Source organism: Crocosphaera sp. UHCC 0190, from assembly GCF_034932065.1.
Classification (GTDB): domain Bacteria; phylum Cyanobacteriota; class Cyanobacteriia; order Cyanobacteriales; family Microcystaceae; genus UHCC-0190.
Map to the genome: position 1 here is coordinate 88,411 of NZ_JAYGHP010000012.1, position 16,636 is coordinate 105,046.

Consider the following 16,636-nt stretch of genomic DNA (forward strand, 5'->3'; position numbering starts at 1 on the left):
TATGCTTAATCAAATCTTAAACTCTCGCTATCAAATTAAAGAGCAGTTAGGGAAAAATGTAGGACGAAAAACCTTTTTAGCCCAAGATCTCACTAATCAGAAATTAGTTGTTATTAAACTGTTATTCTTTAATGAAGAATTTGACTGGAAAAATTTAACTTTGTTTGAAAGAGAAGCATCGGTTTTAAAAAAGATTCAGCATCCTGCTATTCCTAAATATTTGGATTATTTTGATGTTGAATTTTCCGACAAAAAAGGGTTTGCTTTAGTTCAAACCTATATTGATGCTCAATCTTTAGCTGAACAAGTTACATCAGGAAGAAAATTTACCGAACTAGAAATCAAACAATTAGCACAAGCAATTTTAGACATTCTTGACTATTTACACAGTTATAATCCCCCGATTATCCATAGAGATATTAAACCGAGTAATCTTCTCTCAAATGATCGTTCAGGTAATCATATTGGACAAGTTTATTTAGTGGATTTTGGAGCAGTTCAAACTGTCGCTGCTCAACAGGATGAAACCTTAACAATTGTGGGAACTTATGGTTATATGCCTCCCGAACAATTTGGTAGAAGAACCCTTCCAGCCTCTGATCTTTATAGTTTAGGAGCAACCTTAATCTTTCTCTTGACAAATATTCATCCTGCGGATTTACCAACTCAAGAAGGACGAATACAATTTGAAGGGATTACAAATCAAATTACTCCGCAGTTTTCAAACTGGTTAATAAAACTGATTCAACCTAGTTTAGACAGTCGTTTCCTCTCGGCAAAACAAGCTTTAGAAGCTTTAAAATTTCCGATTAGAGAGAATAGTATTCAACCTGTTAATAAACCACCAGGAAGCCCCATAATTCTCACAAAAAGTGACGATAAAATACAGATCATGATTCCACCGATAGGCTTTGAACCTTCTTTAATTGCCATCATTTTATTTGGAATTGCTTGGAATAGTTTTATCTTCTTTTGGACAGGAGCAGCAATTTTTGCCCCCTTTCCTTTTAATATTATGGCCGTTTTATTTTCTTTACCTTTTTGGGGTGTAGGAATTTCTATGATTGGCGGAGTTTTATTTTGTCTATGGGGGCAAATTTATTTATTAATTGATCAAAAACAAATTAGACAGACTTATAAATTATTTGGCTTTAAATATGCTCATCCTAAACCGTCTCCTCGCCGAGAAATTCATCGTTTAGAAAGAACTGAAAAAACTCATAAAAGAGATTCTGATGGGGATCAAATAGAAGTTCCTGCTTCCTTAGCAATTTGGGGTGGACATCAAGAATATACATTAAAGTTATCTGATCCTGAGTTAGATTGGTTAGCTCATGAATTAAGTAACTGGTTAGATTTACCTATTAAAAAAAAGCATCATTACCATCAATAATTTACCAACATCCGTATCTTGAGTCAATTTTGTTAATTGGGTTAACATCAGTCTAAAACGTCCCAAAGCATAAATTTTGCAGAGTTATCAGTAGAGTTCCCAAAATTGAAGATTTATTAACATCCGATCAAAATTACTGAATATTTTTCATTGTCCTTTTCTGTTCCCTGGCCTCCCAGTGAACCGCCTGATGAATTTAAGATAGAATAATCAAAATTTGGGAAATCCTGACAAATCAGAAATGAGGAGAGAGTGTTGTGTTGAGGAAGACAAAGCCACAGAAAACAAAACTAAAAAAGAAAAAATTCCTAAGATCCCCTTTAAAACCCCTATTAGGACTCTTATCAGCCTTAATTCCCTTCACCCTCCTAATTTCTCCTGCTCAAGCCCTCTTAGGTAGAGTCGGAGTCGTCAAAAGTCCTGAAAACAGGCAACAATGGCCATCAATTCGTAATCGTCTCTTAGCCACAGGTGTCCAATTTTGTGTTATTGAATCCCAAAACTGGGGAACATCCCAAGATCTCAAGGATATTAGAGTCTTATTTTTACCCAACGTTGAACAAATTACCGGACTTCAAGTCGCGGCCTTGGAAAATTGGATGAAACAAGGTGGGCGAGTTATTGTCAGCGGCCCCACGGGAAACCTAGCAGAATCAGAAGTCAAAACTCAACTGCGATCGCTGTTGGGGGCCTATTGGGCTTATATTAACTCTAGTCCTTCAACCCTCAAATTACAAGAAACGACTCAATTGCCGTTCCTCAACCCCGCTAACCTCAGTGCTACCTTTATCGGTGGGGTGATTATTCCCAGTGACATCAACGCTCAACCCGCAGCAGTTTGGCTGACAGAAGGCAAACCCCCCGGTGTCGTGGTGAATGAGAATACCGTCTTTTTGGGTTGGCGTTGGGGATTCGATGGCGTTACCTCCGCCGCCTTTGATACCACCTGGCTGAAAACCGCCTTAAATCGCTATGGAATTAATGCCAATAATCAATTAGTAGTTGTTAATTCCATTGATATTCCCCCCTGTGATGCCAACGCCACTACTCCTAGAGAACCCTTTCCTATTTTACCGCCCGAATATATCCCCAACTCCGAAAAACCTCCCCAAACTCCCGTTACTCCTTTCCCTGACTCTTCCCTTCCTTCCCCAAATTTAAGAAGCGATCGCCCTCTCCAATCTTCTGATGATCCTGTCTTGTCTCCTCCCATTTCCGGCATTTCTTCCCAACAAGCCCAGGCTATGAGTCAAGAACTCCAAAACCTGATTGCCCGGTTTGAAAGCACTCTCCTCACTGCCCAAGCTAACGTTGTTCCGATGGCAGCCCTTTCCTCAGAGCAGTTAAAAAATACAACTCCACCTCACCTCAATTCCCCTCTCCATGAGTCTCAACAAGTCTTAAACGAGGCCAAACAAAGCTTAAAAGCCTTTCAACAACTGGTCAACCAACAACAGTATGATCAGGCTCGGCAACTCTGGTTAAAAGCTCGTCGCAGTCTCTGGGATAGCTACCCCGCAGAGCATCAATTTATGCAGCCGGAAGTCCGGGCGATGTGGTTAGATCGGGGTACCATTGTTAAAACCCGTTCCGAAGCAGATTTAGCGGTAATTTTTGACCGCATGGCTGAGGCGGGAATTAATACCGTTTTTATAGAAACTGTTAACGCTAGTTACCCCATTTATCCTAGTCGTGTCGCCCCTGAACAAAATCCCTTAACCCAAGGTTGGGACCCCCTGAGAGTGGCTATCAAATTAGCTCATGAAAGAAACATAGAAATTCATGCTTGGGTGTGGTTGTTTGCGGCGGCTAATCAAGGTCATAACAAAGTTTTAGGACAACCGGCCGATTATTTAGGGCCGGTTCTTTCTCGTAACCCTGATTGGGGAATTACTGACCAAGAGGGCAATTATTTTGATAAAGGGCCTCAATTTAAAAAAGCTTTTTTAGATCCCGCTAATCCCAGAGTTCAAGAATATTTATTGGCTTTGGTCGAAGAAATTGCTACCAATTATGATGTCGATGGTATTCAATTTGATTATATTCGTTATCCCTTTCAACAACCCCAAGTTAATCAAACCTTTGGCTATAGTAAATCTTCCCGTTATTTGTTTAAAGAAATGACAGGAGTTGACCCAATTGAAATTTCTCCAGGACACCCTTTATGGAATCAGTGGACAGGGTTTCGGATTCGTCAAATTGATAGTTTTGTCTCGACGGTTTCCAGTCGTCTTAAGGAGAAAAAACCTGATTTAATTCTCTCTGCTTCTGTGTTTCCTATTGAAAGAAATGATCGCTTATTTCGTCTTCAACAAAATTGGGAAGAATGGATGAGTCAAGGCTGGATCGATATGATTGTTTTAATGACTTATGCTCTGGATACGGGTAATCTAGAAGAGCGGACTCAAGCGGCTTTTGATGATAGTTTGCCGAAGTCTTCTTTGATTATTCCTGGACTCCGTTTATTGAAGGTTCCTGACCCAGTAACTATCGATCAATTACAATTAGTCCGTAATATGCCGATTGGGGGATTTTCTCTGTTTGCTACGGAAAACTTAACTCCTTCTCTACAAACTTTATTAAGCCGTTCTCAACCGCCTCAAACTCCCCAACCTTTGCCCTATCGTCAACCGTTTCAGGCAGCTTCTGGACGTTATCAAGCCTTACAAAAAGAATGGGGGTTTTTGTTAAGTCAACAGCAATTAATGATCCCGAAAGCGCATCTTAATGATTGGAGTCAACAAGAAACCCAATTATCCCAGGCTTTAGCGCAATTAGCCTCTCAACCTTCTCGCCAAAATTTAGCCACTGCTAGACGCACTTTAAGCCAGTTTCAGCGACAGTTTCCTAACTGGATGAATGAACAGAAACGCCTTCAGCCTTATCAAGTTCAAGTCTGGGAAAATCGTCTGGAAACTTTAGAAAAATTACTCGCTTATGGAGAAAGAAAAGTCATTCAAGAAGGAAGAGGAACCGTTAGTCAAAAATAAACCACAATAGAAAAGTTAATCGTGAGGCCTGAAGCCCTTAAGTTTTCTCGGTTTTCAGGTCAATTTCTAGCTGATTACGCCAAATTAATCGAGCATAACAGTAACCAATCGTTTCTAAAATGACAGATTTTGCCCCTGCACTGCTTTTCCACCATTGTTTGACATCATAATCACGGGAAGGATGGGCGATCGCTCCCACTTTGATCTCTGGTTCTAAAACTTGTTGAAAAATAAACCAGCTACGACGGGTATGGACATCATAAGAATAGAGATTAATGGCTTTGACCCCTAACTCTGACTGGGATAACCACTGTTTAACGGCGATCGCACTGGCGGCGGTTCGGTCAATTTTTACCACTGGTGTGGGAACAGCTACCACAGACTGAGGATCTAATCCCCAAGCGATGGCCGTGGCCGCCGCTAACTCAGCAAGGGTTTTGTAAGAACTGAACTGTTGACCCCGACTAATGGGGGTTCCTGTGGTGATCATTAGCTGATAATTTTTGGCTTTAAATTCTGCGACCGCCCCTTTAATGACTGCATCATTGACCCATCCTTCTAGCACCATAACATCGGCTTGAATGGGGCGGGAAACCCTCAAAAATGGCTGAATTGAGGTGGCGATCACTATCATTATTAGGGTAATGATACTCAACAGAATCACCCAACCGAGGGGGGTTAAGCTCCATTGGGGCTTATATTCCAGTATTCCCCAAAATTTTGGGGGGGGAAGTTGGGACACAGGCATTTTTTCAAGATTAAGAAACTGAAAGAGAACGCTGTTGCTTAAGATAGGTGAAGACTGATTTATCCCCAATATCAGAGGGAATCTCTTGACTCAATTTTCTTAAGGCAAAAATCATAAATAATCCGGCCCAACTTCCCAATAATACCTGTTCCAGCAGTAAGGGCAAAATTCCGCTTAAATGGCCCAGTAAAAGAAGGGGAAGCAAGGGGGTTAATAATTTGGTTTCGAGACGGTTAAAACAAAATGCCTCTTTAAAATAAATCCCCGTTAACGCCACAAAAATAAAGCCAATACCCAATAGGGTAAGAGGTTGATGATACACCGCCAAGGCTAAGGGTTCTTGACTATTCCTAGCGATGATCACTGCTGAAATCACCCCAATTCCCCAACAGAATTGTAACAGTCTATGAAGGGGAATTAAATAAATATGAATCGTGATTAAACTAATGGCAAGACCGAGACAAAATAGGCCAAATAACGGTGTCAGTAAATTTAAGATGAGGGGAGTTGCTCCCTGCCAGAGAATTAGTCCACTGCCCACAGCAAAGCTTAACGCCGCTAATAATAAACCCCCTCGATAAATCTTCACTCCCCGGCGATCTTCTGGGGTAATGGTAAATTGTCCAAATTGTCCTTGATAGACTTCTAATGGCTCTTGTATTGTATTCATCGTCATCTCTATTACCAACGGAATACTTCAATTTTATCGTGTTTTCTCAGAAACGATCTCAGAGTAAGATTGATTATAAACTTAGTCTTAAGTTTTTCAAGATTTTCTTCCATTTAAGATAGAATATTATGTTATATTTCGCAATCATTTTTAACGAAATACGAGAGAAAACAAGCAATTGTAAAATAATGCTATGATTGTTAGTTTTGAACAAAACTGAAGGGCTAGAATAATTATTATAGGAAGTAAGGCGCTAGGCAGAGAGAAACAATTTAGCGACCTAAAACGTGTGGTGTGAGGCAGTATCGAAGACCCTAAGCTAATTTAGCTAAGGGCAAATTAAAAAAATATAGCAGTTGCTATGACAACACTGCTTCTTACACTCTTTGGAGGTCAAAATGGTTAACAATTACGCTAAGGTTATTGCTGTAGGTGCGTTGGCTGCTGTTGGTGTACTCGGTGCTATTTCCGAAGCCCAAGCCCAACACTTTAAGTATCCTGAAACCAACATGGTAACTGAAGGATCTCCTAGTCCTATTGATTGGGATAGTAACCGAGCCGTTACTCCCCATGTTCAACAGAAAATGGTGTTTGCTTGTGAAGCTCAGGCAGATGGCACTTATGCCACCACAGCCAGAATGGTAGAACAAACCGTTGATCCTGATCACTATCCTGTTTACAGCGAAGAAGTGATGTATGAAAGCCCCACCGCTTTAGTCAACTGGTCAGCCACCTTGGATTCCGATCATCCCAAGGGTTCTTACACTCCCGAAAGCCGCTGTCAAGCTGTCAGTGCGCGTTTAACCAATCTCTCCTACGCCTATGGCCTAACCACCCCTGAGCAAGTTGCTCAAATCGGTGAAGCTAGTCTTGTCGGGACAGCTAACGGACAACGAGTCATCTTTATTTCTCAAGATCCTAAAGATGCCTCCACCCGTAATGTGATCTTCACATTGAAGCCAGACAACGCCGCCAGACTTGAAGCTCCCAAAGTTCTTACTCAGTTTCAAACTGGTATTGCTGGAAGTATTGGGGGTCCTGATCTTGCTCCTGGCGAACGTCCTCCCGTCCAAGAATAGGCCAATCTTGAGGGAAAGATCTGTTAATATTGATCACTCTTTCCCTTTTCTGCACTGGAGAGTAGGTATGATTCCTGCTCTCTGTTTTTTTGTCAAAGTCCCATACGACTGCGTTTATAGACAATCATAAAACAAAGGACTATAATTGCGACTTAACTAATACTTCAGGTTCCTCATTCACCTGGAAGTGCGTCTTAAAGTTGGCAGGTTTTTGTTTAGGCATCAACCACTTGCCAAACTTGGCATAGAGGGCCGGAATCACCAACAAAGTCAACGCCGTCGAAGTAATTAACCCACCCAAAACCACAATGGCCAATGGTTGTAAAATTTCATTTCCGGCTCCAGAGGCGATCGCCAAGGGAAACATACCCAAAGCTGAGGTAAGGGCAGTCATCAGGATAGCATTTACCCGTTCTAAGGAACCCTTAACAATCACCGCTTTAAGGGGCATTCCTTGGGCAAACTTGTTGTTATAGTTATCTACCAGCAATAAGCCATTGCGGACAGCCACCCCAAACAACGTAATAAACCCGATGAGAGAAGCGATGGAAATCACGCCCCCCGTCAGCGCAATCGAGATAATGCCCCCCACCAACGCCAAGGGTAGGTTAATCATGATGGCGATGGTTGCGGGAAGGGAGTTAACGGAGAAGAACATCAAGATGGCAATGATGATCGCCGCTAGAATGCTGTACACCAATAGGTTATTGGTGGCATTTTGTTCAGCTTCAAACTGTCCGCCATATTGAATAAAGTAGCCTTTTGGTAATTGTATCTTTTGGCGAATCGTCGCTTGAATATCGCCTACCACACTGCCCAAGTCACGCCCACCAACGTTAGCAGAAACCACAATTAAGCGTGAAACGTCTTCTCGATTCACCACATTCGCTCCCATACCGTACTCTACTTTGGCAACGGTACTCAAGGGAATAATTTGTCCCCTGGGGGTGGAGATAGGAAGGGCGCGAATGGCATCTAGACTATTGCGAGCCGATTCCTGTAATACAACGGTAATGTTGATAAGCTGCTGATTTTCAGCAATTTGCGAAACAACCTGACCATTGAGAGCCGTTTCCACAACATCTGAAATTGCCTCCATACTTAAACCATAGTTAGCGGCTGCCGCGCGATCATAGTGAATTTGTACCTGACGGATGGGTAGTTGGGGTTCAATCTGTAAATCTACAAGTCCTTTAATGGGTTTGATCGCATCGCGTACCTGTTCGCCCACCTTGCGGAGTTCGATCAAATCGGGGCCAAAGATTTTTACGGCGATCGCACTTCTAACCCCCGATAACACTTCATCCATACGGTGGGAAATAAATCCCCCAATATTGGGAGCTACTCCAGGCAACTTTAAGAAGGCTTCCCGTAGCTGTTTGACACTGGTTTCACGGTCTTTCAGGGCTAAATCACTCAATTCTACATCCACATGAGCCATGTTGACCCCTGCTCCGTCTGCATCCCCTGGGGCGCGTCCTGACCGTACCTGTACCCACTCATACAGATGATTATCCTTAAGGGAGTTATACAGAGCGATTCCTGCTCGGTTGGTCATCTCTAGAGATACCCCAGGAAATAACACCATCGAATTAACCATTGATTTTTCCTGAAATTCTGGTAAAAATACCCGTCCCAAACTCGGAACAATGGCAAAGGTAGCAACTAAAGCAGCCAAAGCGCAACAGAGAATGATTTTCGGCAATTTTAGAGATAAATTGAGTAAAGGACGATAAAGCCGTATGACTAAGCGAGAAATAAACGTCCCTTCTTGGGATAAGGTTTGATTGGCCAATAAAATGGCACACAGAGCAGGAGAAAGGGTCATGGCCACTAGGGTAGAGGCAGCAATAGAGAATAAATAAGCTAACCCCATAGGGGCAAAAATACGTCCCTCTACCCCCGTTAAACTAAAAATCGGGGCAAATACCACAATAATAATAACCGTGGAAAAAATTACCGCCAGTCTGACCTCAACAGAGGTGTCATAAACCACTTGAAAGGGATGTTTTGGGTTGCTTCTAGCTTGGTTGCTGCGGAGTCCCCGATAACAGTTTTCCATATCCACAATGGCATCATCCACCACCGAACCAATGGCCACCACTAACCCCCCTAGGGTCATGGTATTGATGCCCAAACCAAAGGCTTTCATGAACAATAAGCCAATGATTAAAGACAGAGGAATGGCACTGAGGGTTATTATTGCGGTGCGCCAGTTCATCAAAAACAGGAGCATAATCACCGAAACAATGATGATGCCTTGAATAAGAGAACCACTGACATTACGAATGGCAGAATCAATAAAATTAGCTTGACGAAAGGTTCTGGCAATTTGTACATCAGACGGAAAGCTAGGCTCTAAAGAAGCAATAACTTGTTCAACTGCCTGAGTAACTGTGGGTGTATCTACATCAGGCTGTTTATTGATCATCATTACTACCGCAGGTTGCCCATTTAAACTAGCATCTCCCCGTTTTAGGGCTGATCCTGTTTTGACCACTGCCACGTCTTTGAGTAAGATGGGTTTTCCGTTTTCAACTTTGACAACAGACTGCTGTAAATCTTCAATAGACTGTATTTGTCCTATTCCACGAATTAGCAGTTCTTGGCCTCCCCCAATGAGAAAGCCCCCTGGGGCGTTAGAATTAGCTCCTTTGGCCGCTTCGGTGACTTCTGTGAGGGAAACGTTGCGGGATCTTAGTTTTTGAGGATCAACTAAAACCTGTTCCTGTCGTTCATCTCCTCCATAAATCGTAACTTGAGAAACCCCTGGCACCGAGAGAATTTGATTACTGACGGTTCCTTCTACCAACTGACGTAACGCCATCATGGAGGTTTGTTCTTGGTTGTTGACAGTGAAGGCGTATTGTAAAATCGTGCCTAATGGGGAAACTAAAGGTGAAATTTCAGGGGGATGGGCATTTTCGGGGAATTGACTGCTAATCTGTTGTAGTCGTTCTGTGACTGCTTGTCGGGCTTTGTAAATGTCTGCATTTTGGTCAAATACCACTTGTACCATTGATAACCCGACTTTCGAGGAGGATCTCACCGTTGTCACTCCTGGTAAGCCATTAACCGCGCTTTCAATGGGGAGGGTAAGTTGAGACTCGACTTCTTCGGGGGCCAGTCCAGGGGCTTCTGTTTGAACATCTACTTGAGGAGGAGCAAATTCGGGAAACACATCTAAGGGCATTTGAGTAACATTAAAAACGCCCCAGAGGGTGATTAAAATAGCTCCAATAACAATTAACCATCGTTGGTTAATTGAACTTTTTATAATCTGATTAAGAATTGAATTAAGCATTGTTAAATCAGTCGGTGAGTATTATTAATCTTGAAGATGAGGAAAGCCACAGCAAAGCTGAGAACTTGATCAAAAGCTCTGTGTCGCTAACCTTGAATGTTTGTTAATGCTTATCTTCTATTGGATAAAGAGCCTTTCTTTTTCCCACCACTTCCTATAATGGCTAATGCTCCACCGACTAAAACTACTGCTCCCCCACCAATAGCAGCCATTGTAATAATGGGGAAACCATCTGATTTCTCTTCTGTTCCTTGGGATGATTCTTTAACCATATTCCCTGTATTATCATGACTATGGGGAATGCCTTGAGCATCTGCCTCAGCGTGGTTTAGCTCAGGTTCAGACGTTGTAATTGGTTCTGATGTTGGCTCAGTTTCAGCCGTTTTGGTTTTGCGAGACTCAGCATACAGAGATAAACTACCCTGAATAACAAGTTTTTCCCCAACTGACAATTCTTTCGTTACTTGAATTAGTTCGCCTTGGGTTGCCCCTGTGGTCACTTCCACTGGCTCATAATAATTTTCATACTGGACAAAGACAAGCTGCTTCCCGTCTGCGTCTACCAGGGCAGAAAAGGGAATCATCACCCCTACACCATCGGCGGCAGTTTGCTCAATAGGGGTGACAACAATGCCTAACATCTGATCGGTTTCGGCATTCATCTGTACTTTTTGAATGCCCCCCGTTGCTTGAAACTCATCTCCATGGCCCACATGGGAAAGGACAACGGTAGGCACACCGAGGGTTAAACTGAGACTAAGAAGACTAACGAGTGACAAGGCTTTCATAATAACTCCTCACAAAAAGCATGGCTGATCCAAAGTTTTTAATAGTCTGCCATAAAGCAGATGAAATCTAGATGAAATCAAAGTAATTTCAGTAGAATAAATTAGACTTGTAACAGTATTTTTTTGAACAATGCGAATTTTATTAGTAGAAGATGAAGAAGACTTAGGACTAGCCATAAAACAGGTTTTAGTCAGTGAAAAATATATTGTTGATTGGGTTGTAGATGGTGTAGAAGCTTGGCACTATCTAGAAAATGAATGGACAGACTACACTGTAGCCATTATTGATTGGCTGTTACCCAAGCTTTCAGGATTAGAATTATGTCAACGAATGAGATCCCATCAAAACCCCTTACCTGTGCTGATGTTAACCGCTTTAGGACAACCAGAAAACCGCATCACAGGATTAGATGCAGGGGCCGATGATTACTTGGTTAAACCCTTTGTTATGGAGGAGTTACTGGCACGATTGCGGGCATTACAAAGGCGATCACCCCAATTTCAGCCCCACACCCTAACCATCGGTCAATTTACCCTAGATGACGCTAATAACGTCCTCTGTGTCAACGTTACCCAACCCCCTCAAACCATTCCCTTAACGGTCAAAGAATTCCAAATTTTTGCTTACTTGATGAAATATCCCGATCGCATTATTTCAGGGAGTAAAATTCGTAATCAACTCTGGGATCTTGATGCAGAACCCATGAGTAACGTCGTTGCAGCACAAATGCGCTTAATACGGCGTAAATTAGCAAATTATAACTGTATTTGTCCCATTGAAACTATCCGAGGTCAAGGTTATCGCTTTAACTCAAATCTTGCCCTTGCTTGAACCTAATACAAAAGTTGCTCTTGAATGAATGAAAACCTCCCAATTATTTCGTCATAGTCGTCTGCGGTTAGCCTTTTGGTACACCTTGGTAATGGGGGTTATTTTAAGTTTATCGGGGTTGGGAATTTATCGTTCTTTAGTTCAGTCTAATTGGAAAGCAATGGAGAGGGAAATAGAATCAATTGCTGGGACACTTCACGATAGTTTAGAACCCATGTTACCTCCTTCAGAAAATCCGACAACGGTATTAAAGCGTATTTTGCCAGAATTGTGTTTAGTGGAACAACCTTGCAATGCTAATCCTAGCTTAATCGAAAGACATACTACAGGAATTAGCGATCGCAATACTTACTATATTCGTCTTTTTAATCATCAAGGCAAACTATTAGCTTTTTCTCCAAACCAACCAGCTAATCTGTCTCAAGCCTTAAATTCTAACCCCTGGCAAACCCTTACAAGTCAGGGTATTCGTTATCATCAATTTACGACTATTCTACACAGTGCCGATACTCATGAAGATGGTCATCAGAAGCGTCTTAATCCATCTTGGGGTTATTTACAACTAGGACGTACCTTAAAACCCTTTGATGCTGAAGTTAAGCGGATACAAGTTATTTTAATTATCGGGTTTCCCCTGGTTTTAGGGTTAGTTATCATCTCAAGTTGGTGGCTTTCAGGATTAGCTATGCAGCCTATTTATCAATCCTATCAGCAACAACAACAGTTTACAGCCAATGCTGCCCATGAATTGAGATCGCCTCTGGCTAGTCTTTTAGCAACAATAGAAACCGTTTTAAGGATACCACCCTCACAACCCCAAGATTTAACCAAGATGCTGCATACGTTAGAACGACAGGGACGACGCTTGAGCAATTTAGTGACCGATTTACTATTCTTAACCAGTCTCGAAGCACAATCATCATCTAAACCGTTTCAATCTTGTTGTTTAAATGACTTAGTAAGTGATTTGATCGAAGAATTTTCAGAACTTGCTACCATTGCTGATATTGACCTAATTGAGCAAATTCCTGATGAGCAAATTGATGTCTTAGGAGACGAGTCTCAACTATACCGTTTAGTTTCAAATTTAATAGGGAATGCTATTCAATATACCCCCACTGGGGGTCAGGTAGTGGTTAGCCTCATGGTAAAAGAACGCACTGCATTGATTAAGATTAAAGATACAGGTATTGGTATCTCTATCGAAGAACAGAATCGAATTTTTGAGCGATTTTACCGTGTTGATAGTGACCGCGCTCGAAAAACAGGAGGAACTGGCCTTGGTTTGTCCATTGCTCAGGCGATCGCCCATCATCATCAAGGTCATCTTACCGTTAAAAGTCAACTGAGGACAGGCAGTTTATTCACGATTCATCTACCGTGTTTAACCCGAACTCAGGTTTGCTCTTAACCCCATCGATCAAATTGTCCCGTGTGAGTATGAAGTAATCCCGTAAACAACTCATTGAGTTTTTCCGTACTAGATTCAGGTTTCATTAATTGCTGTCGTGCATCCACAAAATAGTGTTGGAAGTTCCCCATGGGTAATGAGGAGAAATCGGGTTTAAACGGGGTTAAAGAGACTTTTTGATGGCCTAGGGTTAGGACATTGAGCCAAGTATCTAAACTTGAGGGTAATTGAGTCCCAAAGCGGAACTTGAGGTTTTTTTCAGACCAAGACTCAATATAAGTCCCTGTCAAAAACCCTTGATAATCAGCCCCTTGGGGGGTCAACTGTTGAATAAAGGCCAAACTCACCCCTCTAACCACCTGACGTAAGGGTTCCGCTTTAATTCCCATCACTTCTCTGACTAAGGTATTTTGTCCCATCGCACTACCAGCACTACTAATATCCGTCACACTCATGTGAGTGGCCCCCACCGCTACCATGAGATACTTTTCCCCAGACAGTTGTTGAAAGGGTTTTAATTGATGGGGAATAGTGGGGGTAATGCCATCCTCAGAAGAGGATAAAACCAGGGTAGGAATGTTAATTTCAGATAAGTGATTACCAAATAACTCCCCAATAATAGGATTAAAGACAATAATTTGTTTAATACGATGATCTTTAAATTTTCGTTCACTGTAGGGCAGTTCCCCGGCCGCACATTGTAACCAATCCGCAGGCGATCGCCCTAGGGGTTCATTTTCCTGGCAAAAACGACGCAACGCTTTCAAATCTAAGGTTGCCCCCCCTAAAGCTAAGGCCGTATAACCCCCAAAAGAATGACCGATCATGCTCACTTGTTCGGTGTTAAATTTCCCCTGAAACTGGCCTTTTTGTTGCGTTAAAGTCGTTAATTGAGTCAAAACAAAACTAATATCTTGAGGGCGATCTACAAACTCGGCCGGTGGTAAAATTTGACTAAACTTCAGGCCAGTGGCGGTTTTAATTAAAGCATTAATATCACTCCCAGGATGTTCGACGGACACCACCGTGATGCCATAGGAAGCTAAATGACGGGCCAAATATCGTAAAAAACGGCGATCAGCAGCAAACCCGTGGGACATCACCACTAATGGCCCTTGAGTCTGTTTTGCATAATAAATATCAATAGGAATTGGGCGATCGCGGCTACGATCATTCAAGACTAAGGTTTCCGTCAACACCATTTGTTGTCCTGGGGCTGTGGGGTCAAAACGAGGGACAATGGGGTTTAAATTAGTTGTTTTTAAGGCTTTTTCTAACTGAGGGGCAATTAATTGACTTTGTAAAAAAGAAGCATTTAATTGAATTCCTAAACTGGCGGCTTTTGAGAGATCAATGGTGACAGTTTCTTGGGGATAAACTCGTAATAAATTAACCACGCTCAATTGACTTGTTTGTCTTAAGAGTAATTTTAAAGCCCCTTTTAGTTCCGCTGGGTTACTATTCGGTAAAACAGCAGTAATTTGATTTAATAATCTTTCTCCATCATCACTTTTAAACAGATCGTTCAAAAACTGTTCAGCAATCAAGGGATCAATGGTAAATTTCCTTTGTAAAATGTCTTTAACTTGAGGGGTTAATAAAAAGCTGTATGGTTTCAGTTCAGCAGATAACTCTCCTTTATCAGCAAACTTTTCTAAATCCTCAACCCTAATTTTATGGCGCAACGGGCCAATTTGTAACATTAATTGCTCTGCGGCCGATGCGGGAGTCATCCAAGATCCCAGAGACAATAATAGAGTAGAAACACCCCCTAGTAATTTAAACATCAAGGGTAAGGATTTTCTCAAAGATTTCATGAGTGCCAATGATAATAAGCGGTAGCCTTAATTTGCCCACTTTTTGGAGTCTAGTCAAGTTAACTAGAGTCTGTTTTCCTCTGTTCAGCATTAAGCATAAACTCAGTGGGACTCTTTCCTATAGTATTCCCAATCACAAGCATTAAGCTAGCAGTTGATTTTTACATTTTTTTATTAAGTTTACTTGACAAATTGCTTAATTATCTGGATCAGGACTTATTTTATCTGTAGGGGTAATTCATGAATTACCCCTACGAACCAAAATTCTCCGTTAAATCTCGGTTAATCAAGAGTAAAATATCAAAAAGAGACTCTGTTACCATAGCGATGAAATTAATCAGCAAATTCTTCGTTGTTTTTGCCACTTTACTTTGTATCTGTCTCCTCATTCATCCCAAGCTAGTCTATGCACAATCCCAGCAATTAATATATGCAGAACCCCAACCGATTAAGATTGGAATGTCAGCTGCTTTTACAGGGGCATCCCGTAGCCTAGGAATCGAACTTTATCAAGGTTCAATGGCTTATTTTGACTATATTAATCGTTCTGGGGGCATCAAGGGCCGTCCCATTGTCATTCAAGCCTATGATGATGGCTATAATCCCCTACCTGCTATCCAAAATACTACCCGTCTAATCGAAAAAGATCAAGTCTTTCTCTTGTTTAATTATCTGGGAACCCCGACAGTGACAAGAGTTTTACCTTTATTTATCAAGTATCAAAATAAGCCTATTTTTCTCTTTTTTCCTTTTACTGGGGCCCAATCCCATCGTCAATCTCCCTATAATCAATTTGTTTTTAATTTGAGGCCATCCTATCGAGAAGAAACGGCGGGGTTAGTCAAAAATTTCCTGAAAATTGGGCGTAAAAAAATTGCTGTCTTTTATCAAATTGATGCCTATGGGCGCAGTGGTTGGGATGGGGTGAAACGTCAGCTAAAAGCTGAGGGATTTAAGATTGTCGGTGAAGCAACTTATCGCAGAGGGACAGAATATCATAGCAGTTTTAAAGCTCAAGTAGATATCTTAAAAAAAGCAGAACCTGACGCAATTATTTCTATTGGAAGCTATCAAGCTTGTGCTGGTTTTATTCGGGATGCTAGAACTAGCAATTGGGATGTTCCTATCGCCAATCTTTCTTTTGTCGGCAGCGAAAGTTTACTGGATTTACTCTTAAAAACTTCTCGCAGTACAGGGATAGATTACACCCAAAATCTGATTAATTCCCAAGTGGTTCCCAGTTATGAAAATATTGCTTTACCAGGAGTTAAAGAATATCGGAATCTCAGGGATGCTTATCAACAAAAACCACCGCCAAATTTAGTCCCTGAACCCTATCAAAATCTCCCTTATAGTTTTGTGAGTTTTGAGGGATTTTTGAATGCTAAATTATTAGTCAAAATTCTGCAAGATTCACCTAATTTATCTGATCGAAAAAACTTAAAAACAACCCTTGAAAACATTCATGATTTTGATTTAGGTTTAGATGTTCCTGTGGAATTTAATGCTCAATCTCATCAAGGATTACATAAAATTTATTATATGACTGTTAAAGACAATCACTTTGTCCCAATTTTTAGTTGGAAACAGTGGTCAAAATGACG

11 protein-coding genes are annotated in these 16,636 nt (G+C 41.5%); 6 read left to right on the plus strand and 5 right to left on the minus strand.

The window, feature by feature from the left end; genetic code table 11:
- Nucleotide 1: 1 nt before the first annotated feature.
- Both VB715_RS16500 and VB715_RS16505 read left to right on the plus strand, forming a co-directional pair.
- Complete coding sequence (locus VB715_RS16500) at nucleotides 2-1,393, plus strand: serine/threonine-protein kinase (RefSeq protein ID WP_323302311.1); 1,392 nt, start codon at nucleotides 2-4, stop codon at nucleotides 1,391-1,393.
- Nucleotides 1,394-1,650: 257 nt separating this feature from the next.
- Nucleotides 1,651-4,383 carry a glycoside hydrolase family 10 protein gene (locus VB715_RS16505; protein ID WP_323302312.1) on the plus strand — a complete coding sequence of 911 codons (2,733 nt, stop codon included), beginning with the start codon at nucleotides 1,651-1,653 and terminating at the stop codon, nucleotides 4,381-4,383.
- A gap of 37 nt (nucleotides 4,384-4,420) precedes the next feature.
- Here VB715_RS16505 and VB715_RS16510 read toward each other — a convergent pair whose 3' ends face one another.
- The gene (locus VB715_RS16510) at nucleotides 4,421-5,131 is read right to left on the minus strand and encodes a YdcF family protein (RefSeq protein WP_323302313.1); all 711 of its coding nucleotides are present in this window, start codon (nucleotides 5,129-5,131) and stop codon (nucleotides 4,421-4,423) included.
- Nucleotides 5,132-5,141: 10 nt separating this feature from the next.
- A complete protein-coding gene (locus VB715_RS16515; RefSeq protein WP_323302314.1) occupies nucleotides 5,142-5,801 on the minus strand; it encodes a DUF2301 domain-containing membrane protein in 660 nt (219 codons plus the stop codon).
- Nucleotides 5,802-6,199: 398 nt separating this feature from the next.
- Here VB715_RS16515 and VB715_RS16520 point away from each other — a divergent pair, with 398 nt between their 5' ends.
- Entirely contained in the window at nucleotides 6,200-6,880 is a 681-nt protein-coding gene (locus VB715_RS16520; RefSeq protein ID WP_323302315.1) for a COP23 domain-containing protein, read from the plus strand.
- Nucleotides 6,881-7,019: 139 nt separating this feature from the next.
- On the opposite strand, the gene VB715_RS16525 is transcribed toward VB715_RS16520, so the two are convergent.
- Together VB715_RS16525 and VB715_RS16530 are read right to left on the minus strand one after the other, a co-directional pair.
- Nucleotides 7,020-10,184 carry an efflux RND transporter permease subunit gene (locus VB715_RS16525; protein ID WP_323302316.1) on the minus strand — a complete coding sequence of 1,055 codons (3,165 nt, stop codon included), beginning with the start codon at nucleotides 10,182-10,184 and terminating at the stop codon, nucleotides 7,020-7,022.
- A 110-nt stretch (nucleotides 10,185-10,294) separates the two neighbouring features.
- On the minus strand, nucleotides 10,295-10,972 hold the full coding sequence (locus tag VB715_RS16530; RefSeq protein ID WP_323302317.1) for a cobalt transporter: 678 nt from the start codon (nucleotides 10,970-10,972) through the stop codon (nucleotides 10,295-10,297).
- Nucleotides 10,973-11,102: 130 nt separating this feature from the next.
- On the opposite strand from VB715_RS16530, the gene rppA reads away from it, so the two are divergent.
- Nucleotides 11,103-11,804, plus strand: coding sequence for a two-component system response regulator RppA (gene rppA, locus VB715_RS16535; protein ID WP_323302318.1), 702 nt, complete (start codon nucleotides 11,103-11,105; stop codon nucleotides 11,802-11,804).
- A 28-nt stretch (nucleotides 11,805-11,832) separates the two neighbouring features.
- Nucleotides 11,833-13,215 carry a two-component system sensor histidine kinase RppB gene (gene rppB / locus VB715_RS16540; protein WP_323302319.1) on the plus strand — a complete coding sequence of 461 codons (1,383 nt, stop codon included), beginning with the start codon at nucleotides 11,833-11,835 and terminating at the stop codon, nucleotides 13,213-13,215.
- On the opposite strand, the gene VB715_RS16545 is transcribed toward rppB, so the two are convergent.
- On the minus strand, nucleotides 13,212-15,032 hold the full coding sequence (locus tag VB715_RS16545) for an alpha/beta hydrolase (protein ID WP_323302320.1): 1,821 nt from the start codon (nucleotides 15,030-15,032) through the stop codon (nucleotides 13,212-13,214). The two genes, rppB and VB715_RS16545, sit on opposite strands and share 4 nt — an antisense overlap.
- A gap of 240 nt (nucleotides 15,033-15,272) precedes the next feature.
- Between VB715_RS16545 and VB715_RS16550 the strand changes: the two genes are divergently transcribed.
- Entirely contained in the window at nucleotides 15,273-16,634 is a 1,362-nt protein-coding gene (locus VB715_RS16550; protein ID WP_323302321.1) for an ABC transporter substrate-binding protein, read from the plus strand.
- Nucleotides 16,635-16,636 lie beyond the last annotated feature (2 nt).

Coding starts and splice junctions, on each gene's coding strand:
- VB715_RS16500 (WP_323302311.1), top strand. CDS start 2: ATGCTTAATCAAATCTTAAACTCTCGCTATCAAATTAAAGAGCAGTTA.
- VB715_RS16510 (WP_323302313.1), bottom strand. CDS start 5,131: ATGCCTGTGTCCCAACTTCCCCCCCCAAAATTTTGGGGAATACTGGAA.
- VB715_RS16515 (WP_323302314.1), bottom strand. CDS start 5,801: ATGAATACAATACAAGAGCCATTAGAAGTCTATCAAGGACAATTTGGA.
- VB715_RS16520 (WP_323302315.1), top strand. CDS start 6,200: ATGGTTAACAATTACGCTAAGGTTATTGCTGTAGGTGCGTTGGCTGCT.
- VB715_RS16525 (WP_323302316.1), bottom strand. CDS start 10,184: ATGCTTAATTCAATTCTTAATCAGATTATAAAAAGTTCAATTAACCAA.
- VB715_RS16530 (WP_323302317.1), bottom strand. CDS start 10,972: ATGAAAGCCTTGTCACTCGTTAGTCTTCTTAGTCTCAGTTTAACCCTC.
- rppA (WP_323302318.1), top strand. CDS start 11,103: ATGCGAATTTTATTAGTAGAAGATGAAGAAGACTTAGGACTAGCCATA.
- rppB (WP_323302319.1), top strand. CDS start 11,833: ATGAAAACCTCCCAATTATTTCGTCATAGTCGTCTGCGGTTAGCCTTT.
- VB715_RS16545 (WP_323302320.1), bottom strand. CDS start 15,032: ATGAAATCTTTGAGAAAATCCTTACCCTTGATGTTTAAATTACTAGGG.
- VB715_RS16550 (WP_323302321.1), top strand. CDS start 15,273: ATGAATTACCCCTACGAACCAAAATTCTCCGTTAAATCTCGGTTAATC.